Annotated in this window: 8 protein-coding genes; 6 read left to right on the top strand and 2 right to left on the bottom strand. The window is 44.5% G+C overall.

The window, feature by feature from the left end; translation table 11 throughout:
* The first annotated feature begins 80 nt into the window (after nt 1–80).
* From R8G66_03980 to R8G66_03960, 5 genes are all read left to right on the top strand, one after another.
* The gene (locus R8G66_03980) at nt 81–416 is read left to right on the top strand and encodes a helix-turn-helix transcriptional regulator (GenBank protein MDW3191492.1); all 336 of its coding nucleotides are present in this window, start codon (nt 81–83) and stop codon (nt 414–416) included.
* Nucleotides 404–3049 carry an ABC transporter permease gene (locus R8G66_03975; GenBank protein ID MDW3191491.1) on the top strand — a complete coding sequence of 882 codons (2646 nt, stop codon included), beginning with the start codon at nt 404–406 and terminating at the stop codon, nt 3047–3049. Before R8G66_03980 ends, R8G66_03975 begins: the two co-directional genes overlap by 13 nt.
* A gap of 262 nt (nt 3050–3311) precedes the next feature.
* A complete protein-coding gene (locus R8G66_03970; GenBank protein ID MDW3191490.1) occupies nt 3312–5693 on the top strand; it encodes an ABC transporter permease in 2382 nt (793 codons plus the stop codon).
* A gap of 29 nt (nt 5694–5722) precedes the next feature.
* Complete coding sequence (locus tag R8G66_03965; GenBank protein ID MDW3191489.1) at nt 5723–5947, top strand: hypothetical protein; 225 nt, start codon at nt 5723–5725, stop codon at nt 5945–5947.
* A 149-nt stretch (nt 5948–6096) separates the two neighbouring features.
* Nucleotides 6097–6441 (top strand): hypothetical protein, encoded by a 345-nt coding sequence (locus R8G66_03960; GenBank protein MDW3191488.1) that lies wholly within the window; start codon nt 6097–6099, stop codon nt 6439–6441.
* 15 nt (nt 6442–6456) lie between these two features.
* On the opposite strand, the gene R8G66_03955 is transcribed toward R8G66_03960, so the two are convergent.
* The gene (locus R8G66_03955; protein ID MDW3191487.1) at nt 6457–6936 is read right to left on the bottom strand and encodes an SRPBCC family protein; all 480 of its coding nucleotides are present in this window, start codon (nt 6934–6936) and stop codon (nt 6457–6459) included.
* 85 nt (nt 6937–7021) lie between these two features.
* The gene (locus tag R8G66_03950) at nt 7022–7783 is read right to left on the bottom strand and encodes a creatininase family protein (protein ID MDW3191486.1); all 762 of its coding nucleotides are present in this window, start codon (nt 7781–7783) and stop codon (nt 7022–7024) included.
* Nucleotides 7784–8103: 320 nt separating this feature from the next.
* On the opposite strand from R8G66_03950, the gene R8G66_03945 reads away from it, so the two are divergent.
* On the top strand, nt 8104–11163 hold the full coding sequence (locus R8G66_03945; GenBank protein ID MDW3191485.1) for a TonB-dependent receptor: 3060 nt from the start codon (nt 8104–8106) through the stop codon (nt 11161–11163).
* Nucleotides 11164–11174: the final 11 nt, after the last annotated feature.

Here is an 11174-nt window from a genome sequence, read left to right as displayed (position 1 = left end):
CGCCAATCGGGCAATTATTTTATTGGCAAAAGTGAACTTTAATAAAAAGTACTCGTATATTACTGGCAAAAGTGATGAATATGGGTAGGTTGTACCTCGGGGAATTTGAAGAGATTGTTTTATTGATCGTAGCTATCCTATATGAGGAAGCTTATGCTGTAGCGATCAAAGCAGAAATTGCCGATCAGTCCGGTCGAAAAGTGAACATCAGTGCGGTGCACAAAGCGCTTTACCGATTGGAAGAAAAGGGAATGCTCAAATCATTGATGAGTGATCCGGTGGCCAAACGAGGAGGGAAGCGTCGACGATTATTTCAAATTACTCCTGTAGGGAAAAAAGCCCTCGACGAATCGATGGAGCTACGGACCAAACTCCGGAAGCAAGTTCCTGAACAAGCTTTTCAATGGAACCAGTAAGACAGCTGCCCAAATTTGTCAGATTCCTTTTCCGCTTTTTCAAATGGTATTGTAAAAGCGAGCGATTGGAAGAACTCCACGGCGATCTCGAAGAATTATACATCGATCGGTTGGAGGAAGTAGGGAGAACCAGGGCCTTGCTTCATTATGCCTGGGATGTGGTACGCTGTTGCCAGCCCTATGCCTGGAAAAAACTAGAAGGTCAATTAAACTCAAATACAGGAATGTTAATTAATTTTTATCTCACAGCGTTACGCAGTTTGCGTAAGCACCGTTCTTATTTTCTGATCAATTTATCAGGACTTACTATTGGGATCACCAGCTTCATTTTCATTGCACTTTACATCGTCAATGAATTGAGTTATGATCGATTTCATGCCAATCACAAACAAATCTTTCGGGTTGAAAATCATGCAGTGATCCGAGGAGAAGCCAACCTAAGTGCTACGACGGCCGGGCCGATGGCTGATATGCTTCTCAACGACTATTCTGAAGTAGAACAAGCTACTCGAATGGTGAAAGTGGCGTCGATGCTTGTTGGTGATGGAGACAGGACGATAGTTGAAGAAGATGTTTTATTCGCTGATTCCTCATTTTTCAAAGTGCTCAATTTCGAACTCCTGCAAGGTAATCCCAACGATGCCCTGAAGAATCCCAGATCACTGGTATTAACGGCATCCTACGCGAAGAAGTATTTCAATAACGAAAATCCGATCGGACGAACACTGACCATTAATGAGGGCAGTGAATTTTACACGGTTAGAGGCGTGGTAGCAGATCCTCCTCCCAATAGTCACATCCAGTTCAATATGATGGGATCTATCTTGTCAAATAAAGCCTGGAATCAGAACCGCTGGGTAAGTGCCGCACAGTATTGCTACATTCGGTTGGCACCAAATAGCAGTGTGCCTGATTTTGAATCACGAATTCGCACCATTTTCTATGATCACATGGCCAAGGAAATTGAGTATTTCACAGGCCTGGATATTGAAGACTGGGAAGAAGCAGGCAATCGTGTAGATTTTAAGCTGAATCCGATAGCAGATATTCATTTGAAATCTCATTCAGATCGTGAACTTGAGACGGGTGGCAACATCACCTATATCTACATCTATGGTCTCATTGCGATGATGAGTCTGGCCATTGCTATTTTCAATTTCATCAACCTGGCTACAGCTCACGCAGCCAATCGCGGTAAAGAAGTAGGGGTGCGCAAGGTCATGGGTTCCTCTCGTCGAATGATTGTCTATCAATTCATTTTTGAGGCAGTCATGCTTTCGGTTTTTGCCACGGTATTAGCTGTTGGTTTGGTACAATCGTTCAAAGGGCTGTTTTTCGACCTCATAGGGAAACCATTGACCTATGACTTGTTTAGTCACTTTAGTGTTGGATTGATACTTTTAGGTATGGCGTTGCTTATTGGCTTGCTTTCAGGCTTGTATCCGGCTTTTGCATTATCGCGATTTACCCCAATGAATGCCATAAAAGGAGCGGACAAAGCTGGGAAAAAACAAGGTATAAGAAGTCTTTTGGTGGTGTTTCAATTCGTTTGTTCCATTGTGATCATCATTGGAGCCAGTGTGGTTTATGGTCAGCTTAATTTCATGCTATCCAAGGACCTGGGGTTCGATCAACATCAGGTGATGGTAATCAAGAAGCCTTCCTGGCTCGGAGATGATTATCAAAATTTCAAACAGACCTTGTTAGCGCATCCCAATGTTCAGCAAGTCAGCCGGTCGCAAACGGTACCTGGGAAGTCATATGACATTCGTTCCTATCGCCGGAAAGGGGACAATGAAACCTTTTTATTTCTAAATAATCAGATACAATATGATCACCAGGAGGTATTTGGGTTCGAATTGGTTCAAGGTCGGTTTTTCTCTAAAGACTTTCCTTCAGACTCGAATGCCGTAGTGATCAATGAAACCGCAGCTAGCAAATTTGGTTTCGAAGATCCCATTGGACAGCAACTTACTTCCGCTTTTAAGAAAGATCGTCCTTTGACCATCATTGGGGTAATGAAGAACTATCACGTGCAATCGTTGCACCAACAGATGGCGCCCATGTCACTGGAACTTTCAGAATTGGCAGACAGCCAGTACATCAATGTTAAGTTGTCCCATGTTACTGATCTGGAAGAAACACTTGGATTTATTGACCAGTCCTGGGGTGAATTTGCGAGAGAAAAGCCCTTGCAGTATTTCTTTATGAATGAAGACTTCAGAAACCTGTATCAGGCGGAATCTTCTACGGGTAGGATTCTCCTGGTTTTTGCCGGGTTGACCGTATTCATTGCTTGCATGGGATTGATTGGCCTAATGACCTATATCACCTCGGCTCGTCAAAAGGAAATTGGTATTCGTAAGGTCCTGGGAGCAGGAATCGCGAGGTTGTTGGGGCTGCTTTCCGTAGGTGTGATCCGATTGGTAGTCATTGCCACGCTGATTGCCTGGCCACTGGCCTGGTGGGCTTCTACCTCTTGGTTGGAAGCATTTGCGGATCGAATATCTCCAAATCTTTTTAGTTATGTGGGCGCAACAGGAACAGTCCTGGCTTTTGTAAGCGGAGCCATCATCTGGCAGATATTGAGAGCAGCCAGAAGTAACCCGGTGGACTCGCTGAGAGATGAATAGATGATTTAGGCTTACGATCTTTACGGCCGTCTCTGGCTATGGTTTGTAACTGAAGGCTTTCAGTGAAATCAAGTCTCAGACTTGAATTTATCAGATGGATTAAGTCAGAGACTTAATCCATCCTTCTAATTTCTTTTTTACTTGTTTGTAACTTCTGAGCAGATAGACAGTCTCCCTTTCATACCTGCTATTCGGCGTTGGTCCACTTCGTTATTGCAGGATTCGCTAAAAAACGCAAGATTCGAATCAAAGGTCAACAAACATGTATAAAAACTATCTACGCATTGCGGTAAGGCACTTGCTTCGTCAGCCTGGCTATGCCGCACTCAACATTTTTGGGCTTACACTGGGGATCGTATCCAGTTTGCTCATACTACTTTATCTTTTTCAGGAACTCAGTTTCGATAACTACCATAAAGATGCAGATCTGATCTATCGGATCTCCTCCAGGATTTCTGAACCGGATGACTCTTTCAATTGGGCGGTCACCCAATTGCCAGTTGGACGCACGGTGAAGGAGACTTTCGGAGAAGTGGATCAGTACGTGCGTTTCGTGCCTCAGGGCAGGACAAGACTGGAGCGTAACAACATCAGTTACAATGTCGAAGATATGTATCTGGTGGACTCCACGGTATTTAACGTGTTCACTTATGAGTTTTTGCAAGGTGATCCGGCCACCGCTTTGAATGAACCCAATACCATTTGTTTGAGTGAGTCTGAAGCTCAGCGGATTTTCAAAGGAGAAAACCCCATAGGAGAACTTCTGGCTACAGATAACAATTCATATAAAGTAACAGGAGTTTATAAAGACCAACCTCAGAATTCCCATATCGTTGCCAATGCGATGGCTTCAGCCAGTACCATTCAGGGATTGTATAACAGCCAGAACTGGGGAGGATTCAATATTTTCACCTATGTCAAACTTAATGAGTCCGCGGATCCTAAGGTCGTTGAAGACAAGCTGAACAAGGAGATCATGGACACCTATGTACGTGTCATTTTCGATCAATTCAATATTAGTATTGTATACGAGTTACTGCCGATCAGAGATATTCACTTGCATTCGGACTATGAGGGAGAGCCAACTCCTCTCGGGAGCATAGATTATATATACATCTTCGCTGTTGTCGCTTTATTCCTGATCATCATCGCCTGCATCAATTACATGAACCTGGCGACAGCTCGTTCCATGAAACGTTCATTAGAAGTAGGGATCAGGAAAACGATGGGGGCTCAGCGAGGAACATTGATCAGCCAGTTCATTGCCGAAAGTCTTGTGATTGCTTTTACCAGTCTGGTCTTGAGTTTACTATTGCTGGCGTTGGTTGTTCCTGTGATCAATTCGGAACTGGGTACCACACTTGATGTGGCTAATTTGATGACTACCGAGATCATTTTGGTAATCCTTGCGATCATGGTCGTGACAGGTGTTTTGAGTGGTTCTTATCCAGCGTTTTACCTGTCTGCATTTACACCTACAAAAGCCTTGCGAGGTGGCGGAGGAGCCAAACGGGCTGGTAATCAATGGTTGCGAAGAGGCCTTGTGGGTTTACAGTTTGCAATTTCCATTTTCATGCTGATCAGTACCTTCATAATCTATGATCAGATGCAATATGTACGAAGCAAAGATCTGGGATTCGATAAAGATCAGGTGGCGACGTTTCGTTTACGTGGTGAATCACGGCAGCGGTGGGAGGTACTGAAGAATCGACTACTGCAGAACCCGAATATTACTTCAGTAGCTACCGCAGGAACGGTTCCCGGAAGTGGTTATTCAAAGAATCTCATACCAGTCGAAACTAAAGATGGGGTCATGGATGATTTTGGTGTCAATTTGTTTGCAGTAGATTTTGAATACTTTCCTACCCTGGGAGTAGAGATTGTCGAAGGAAGAAATTTCTCTACTGAGTTCAGTACGGATACTGCCCAGGCAGTCATTGTTAATGAGGCCATGGTACGTAGGTTACAATGGGAGAATCCGATAGGGAAGCGATTCCAAATTGCACAAGATTCTACCGTATTTCATAAGGTGATCGGCGTGTCTAAGGATTTCCATCACAGGTCGTTGTATGATCCGATCGAGCCACTTTTGTTCCTGCCTGACCTTTCCAATCCCCGGGTGATGGTTAGGTTGAGTGGCAATTATCAACAAACGATGACGGCTATTGAGAATGCCTGGGGTGAACTCTTTCCAAACTTGCCATTTGAATCCCAGTTCCTGGATCAGAATTTCGTGGAGTTCTATGAGGAAGATCAGGTACGAGGTAATTTATTCCTCGGTTTTTCCATCATGATGATCATCATCGCATCTTTGGGATTATTAGGTTTGGCTTCATTTACAGCTGAACAACGCAGCAAGGAAATCAGTATTCGAAAGGTATTGGGTGCCAGTGTGAAAGGATTGATTTCATTATTGGTGAAAGAGTTCGTTTGGTTGGTGTTGATTGGTGCGGTACCGGCATTTGTTTGCGCCTTTGTGTTCGCGCAAAACTGGCTCGATGGGTTCGAATATCATGTCAATATCAATTTCTTGTTGTTTGCACTGGTGACGTTGATCATTTTGATAGTGACCGTCTCGACTACCGGCTTTCATGCCCTTCGGGCGGCCCAGGCCAATCCTTCGGAGAATTTGAAAAATGAGTAGGGTCACTTAATAAAAGTAAATTAGACTGCATGGCAGCGGTAATCATTTATCGCTGCTTTTTTCATGAAATCTGCTTAGGAAAATTGTCTTACCTCAAACCTAAAGCTATCTCTCCACATGAAGAATCCGCTATTTGGAGCATTTTTTCTGGTCCTTGCTGCCCCTTCCATTTTTGTATGAGTACGGAAATCAAAGTGACAGGCTTGCTACCAGAAAAGGATACCTCTCCGAAATTCAATCGCTGGCGCAATTAGAACTTTCAGGTCCTGATAAAGCCTCATACCGGGACTTGATCATGACCATGAACCCCGTTACAAAACAAGTCCCTAAGATTTTACCACAGCGCGCGAGGGTGCAGTAGGAGACCCGAGAGCAGTCTTGAGAACAGGTCCCTTCAAAGGAAATGGCAGGACGTACCCGCGCTTTGATGATTGACCCTAATGATGAAAATCGCTTATGGATTGGTACGGCAACGGGTGGCATGTGGTACAATCCGGATTTTAGAGATAATGCCCAATGGGTTCCCATATCGGATGATTGGGAATCAATGTCTATCTCCTCGCTGGCGTATGATCCGGTGAATCCATCTACATTTTACGCTGGTACAGGTGAGTCATTCACTTCTGTGCCTGTTTTCCGAGAATCTTCTTCTAGTCCCGAATATGATCCAGGCCTGTACTTTGGTCAATTACTTGATAATAACGGTCAACTTGTGGCTACTAAAAAACTGGTTAACGCAACTCAATAGAGCATTAGTAAGGATTCATGGTGCCGTTAACAAGGTTTTCCACTTATCTGATTCGGCGTACGCTTTTAACACGTCATTCCGCTTGATCAGTAGATCTCGCATGTAATTCTTCAAGACTAAAAAATCAAAAAGTTTTCCAAGAAGTCCCATCGGAGAAGTGTAATCAAAAATGTCGATGAGGGTTGTTGTGCCGTCCTTTTCTGAGAAATGATGTTCATGTCGAAACCTTTTGAATGCACCCTTTACCATTTCATCTGCAAAAAAAGTGGGACTTTCAACATCGGTGATCAGGGAAGTCAGTTGCTGGGTAATCCCAAAGTGACGTGCGCTCCAGGTTACAGTCTCATTCAATTCAATTAAACCCGAAGTTCTTCCGGCAATGGGTCTCTCATTCGTATGGGACATGGAGTCTGCATGCAGGTCTATACTTCGTGAAAGGTCAAAGCACCGTTCAATGGGGGCATGGATCGTTGTTTCTAGTTGGATGACGGGCATGCCTTTACAACCAGAAGGAAGGCCCTTTGTTTACGAACTTGTCGATTTTTCTAATAAGAAGATGCAGGCTGGTTTTATGCCGATGTTACTCATACAAATCTTCCGGATCCGCTTTGGCAATATCGTACAGCAACTTGCCCATCTTTTCTGTGACATCCTTGAAAAATCGTTCTCCCTTTTCGGCAGTCGAGTGATGCGGGTTGCCTGTTCCAGTATCCTCACTGATTTGGGACCATTGTCGCTCAGACCAGGCCCAGCCTTCAGTAAAGGCTTTGATTTTGTGTTGCTTTTCCTTTCCATCTCCCCAACGATCCTTAGGTAGAATTAGATCTGGTCGAAAATGTAACATCAGGCTTGTTTCCATTTCGTCGGCATGGTCACCCATTTCGTCAAAATATTTCGTTTTGTCCAATGATCGGAACCAGTCAGTCATGCAAAGGAACATCTCTGGAAATTTCAGACCCAGTTCACGGATCAGGGGTTTGAAGTTGTTGCCACCATGGCTGTTCAGCAACATGAATTTCTTGATACCTTGTCTGTTCAATACTTCCAGGACATCCTGAAGGATAGCCATCTGTGTACTTGGATTAAGATTAATGTCCAAATAAATGTCTGATTGTCCGGTGTTCACGCCGAAAGGAATGGTAGGCAAGACAATCACCTTGGCACCTTGTTCCCAGGCGATCCTGGCAGATTCATGAGAGATGAATTCTGATTCGATGATATCTGTTGCGTAGGGCAGGTGATAATTGTGTGCCTCGGTAGCTCCCCAAGGTAAAATGGCCAATTCAAAATGGGCATCTTTTAGGGCTTCCCAATTGGTTTCTGCGAGAACGTATGGGCGTATTTTCATCCTTCTTGTTGTGATTAATTACAATTCGTAAAAATAGAATGATTCACAATAAGGTCAGAACAGTTACTTAAGGCAACTTTTCTGTTAAAGACCATGGGAATTTTTACGTTTTGGGCGATCCGAAGCATGGATCGACATGACTGGTTTTTATCCTAAGCCACTGATTATCTGAACTTTTCAATCAGGCCAACCTCAATACTGAATTCCCTTACTCTTTGTTGCCTTCTTTTCTACAACTGACACGATTTTTTCTACAATTCGTCACTTGCCACAACAACTAACATTACCACCTAATACAAAAGATAGATTAGCTTATGAAGAACATTTTACTATTGTTTTTATGTCTTGGGGTGGTGTTTGCTACACAGGCTCAAACCAGGACGGTCTCCGGTAGGGTGACTGATGACACTGGAGAGGCCATTCCGGGGGTCAACGTGCTCTTGAAAGGGACGGCTTCTGGTACCTCAACGGACCTGGATGGTAATTATCGGGTAACGATTGATGGAGATAACCCTATCCTTGTTTTCACATTTGTCGGTTTATTGACTCAAGAAGTAGAAGTAGGTTCAAGGTCGGTTGTGGACGTGAGCATGCTGAGCGATGTGCAACGTTTATCTGAAGTGGTCGTAACCGGTTACGGAATCCAAAATAGAAAGGACCTGACGGGTGCGATTGCTTCGGTGAAAGGAGAAGACATTGCCAGAGTACCAGTACCAGGGATTGATCAGGCTTTGCAAGGTCGGGCTGCGGGTGTTTCTGTCGTTAATAACAACGGACAGCCGGGCGGAGGAATTTCTGTAAGGGTCAGAGGATCCGCCTCGATCAATTCGAATAACCAGCCTTTATATGTGGTGGATGGAGTTCCCATTGAGCCAACAGACATTTTCTCGACGACCCTTACTGCTGGTGGACAAGGCTCATTTGGTGGTTTTGGAGGTCAGGCGGGTAACTCCATGAACCAGATCAATTTCAATGATGTCGAGTCAATTGAAGTGCTGAAAGATGCCTCTGCAACGGCTATTTATGGTTCCAGAGCTGCTAATGGCGTGGTTTTGATCACGACAAAACGGGGGATACCAGGAAAGGCGAAAATAGACGTAGGCTATAACACCGGATTTACTGAGGTATTTGATTTACCTGATGTGCTCAACAGAGAACAATACATCGAGCTTCAAAATGAAGCCAGGGTGAATGCTGGATTGGATCCCAGAGCAGATGATTTCTGGAATGGTGGAGATACGGACTGGTTAGATGCGGTATTCAGAACGGCGCGTACTTCTCAATTCAGTGTATCTGCCCGTGGCGGGACAGATGGCTTGTCTTATTTTACTTCGGTGCAATACGATGATCAGGAAGGTACGCAGATCGGAACCAGCTTCGATCGGATTACTGCGCGGGTCAATCTGGATGCGAAAGCCGGAGAGAAAGTGAAATTCGGAAACTCCATGATGTTGAGTCACACGACAGATCAGATCCAGTCTAATGACAACTTTATCATCGGGCCTTATTTCTCTGCACAACGGACCAGGCCAGATTTTGAGATCCGTAATCCTGATGGAAGTTTTACGTCTACCAATCAGTTTGATAATGCCGTAGCTGCTGCGGAGGATTATGACAATGAGTTTCGAAGCTATCGGTTCCTGGGGAGTTTCTTTGCTACCTATGAGCCTATTGAAAACCTGATCATCAAAGGGACTTTTTCTGCAGATTATATCAATACAGCAAGAGACCTTTACTGGGCGCCTTCGACCCTTGGTGGAATTTTGAATGGATTCGGATGGGCAGAAAGAGGTCAGGATGAGAGCATCACCATCAACAATACCTACACAGCCAATTATGCATTTGATATCAATACGGATCATAAATTCAATGCGCTGGTAGGAGCGGAGTGGCAAAAGGTAGAACGAGATCAGTATTCTGCGGCTGTGGCCAACTTCCCGAACGAGATCTTGCGTACCTTCAATTCAGCTTCTACACCCACCAACGCGGATGGATTGATTACAGATTGGGGCTTACAGTCTTATTTCGCCAGAGTCAACTACAACTTTGATGATCGTTACTTGTTTACAGGTACGGTGCGAACAGATGGTTCTTCCCGATTTGGAGAAGACAACCGATTCGGGTTTTTCCCTTCACTGGGTTTAGCCTGGAACCTTTCGAATGAAACGTTCTTCAATGCAGCCTTTGTAGAAACCCTGAAGTTGCGAGCAAGCTGGGGTGTTACGGGTAATCACAAAGTAGGAAACTTTGCTTCTCGTGGGTTGTTCAACGGCGATGTATTCTATGGCGGCAATGGAGGTACCAGACCTTCACAAATTGCCAACTCAGGACTGAAGTGGGAAGTAGCAACTCAAGTAGATCTGGCGGTAGACTTTGCCTTGTTCGAAGGCCGGGTAACTGGTTCTGTTGATTACTTCGAAAAGGTAACTACGGACATCTTATTACAAGTTCCTCTACCTAGAACATCAGGATTCAACAGTGTCTTCCAAAATGTCGGAGAGATGGAGAATAAAGGACTGGAGATTGAATTAGGTGGTGAAGTATTGGCCCTTGGTGATTTCTCCTGGAATGTTTCTGGTAATGTGACATTATTCAGAAACCGTGTGATCAAACTGGTTGACGGAAGCGATATCAATACCACGGGGTTCAATCAGAGCATTATCCGGGAAGGAGAGCCGCTCGGTGCTTTCTTCGGATATGAAGTAGAAAGCATCTTCCAGAATCAGGAAGAAATAGATGCGATCAATGCAGGTGCTTCCGATGGGATCTATCAGGCAGCCGGAACTGCTCCTGGTGACTTTCGATTCAGAGATACTAATGGTGACGGGAAGATCACAGAAGATGATCGGGTGATCCTGGGTAACCCTAATCCGGATATTTTCGGCGGAGTGACCAGTAGTATGAGCTGGAAAGGCCTTAACCTGAATGCGTTCTTCCAGTTTTCTCAGGGGAATGATATCATGAACTTCGGACTGAGAGGTACCATGTTCATGAGAAATCAGGACAATGTGATTACCAGAAACCTGGAAAGATGGACACCTGAAAACCCTAACACCGACGTGCCTAGAGTGATCATTGGCGATCCAAACAATAACCGTAGGGTTTCAAGCTTTTTGGTAGAGGATGGTTCTTATCTGAGATTGAAAACACTCTCTCTTTCCTATGACCTGCCCCAGAGCTTGTTGAATAACACGTTCCTGGGTAATGTGAACATCTATGCGATGGCTACCAACCTTTGGACTGCTACCAATTACTCTGGTGTGGATCCTGAGGTAAGCACTTTCGGAGGAAATGAAGGTGCCGCACTGGGAGTGGATAATGATACTTATCCAAGTGGTAAGACCTACACATTTGGAGTAAGAGTTGGATTTTAATCAAGAATAGC

The sequence above is a fragment of the Cytophagales bacterium genome, from assembly GCA_033344775.1.
Taxonomy (GTDB): Bacteria; Bacteroidota; Bacteroidia; order Cytophagales; family Cyclobacteriaceae; genus JAWPMT01.
The sequence above is the reverse complement of the archived record's forward strand: the minus strand, read 5'-3'. Positions and strand labels throughout refer to the sequence as shown.

Coding starts and splice junctions, on each gene's coding strand:
- R8G66_03980 (MDW3191492.1), top strand. CDS start 81: ATGGGTAGGTTGTACCTCGGGGAATTTGAAGAGATTGTTTTATTGATC.
- R8G66_03975 (MDW3191491.1), top strand. CDS start 404: ATGGAACCAGTAAGACAGCTGCCCAAATTTGTCAGATTCCTTTTCCGC.
- R8G66_03970 (MDW3191490.1), top strand. CDS start 3,312: ATGTATAAAAACTATCTACGCATTGCGGTAAGGCACTTGCTTCGTCAG.
- R8G66_03965 (MDW3191489.1), top strand. CDS start 5,723: ATGGCAGCGGTAATCATTTATCGCTGCTTTTTTCATGAAATCTGCTTA.
- R8G66_03960 (MDW3191488.1), top strand. CDS start 6,097: ATGGCAGGACGTACCCGCGCTTTGATGATTGACCCTAATGATGAAAAT.
- R8G66_03955 (MDW3191487.1), bottom strand. CDS start 6,936: ATGCCCGTCATCCAACTAGAAACAACGATCCATGCCCCCATTGAACGG.
- R8G66_03945 (MDW3191485.1), top strand. CDS start 8,104: ATGAAGAACATTTTACTATTGTTTTTATGTCTTGGGGTGGTGTTTGCT.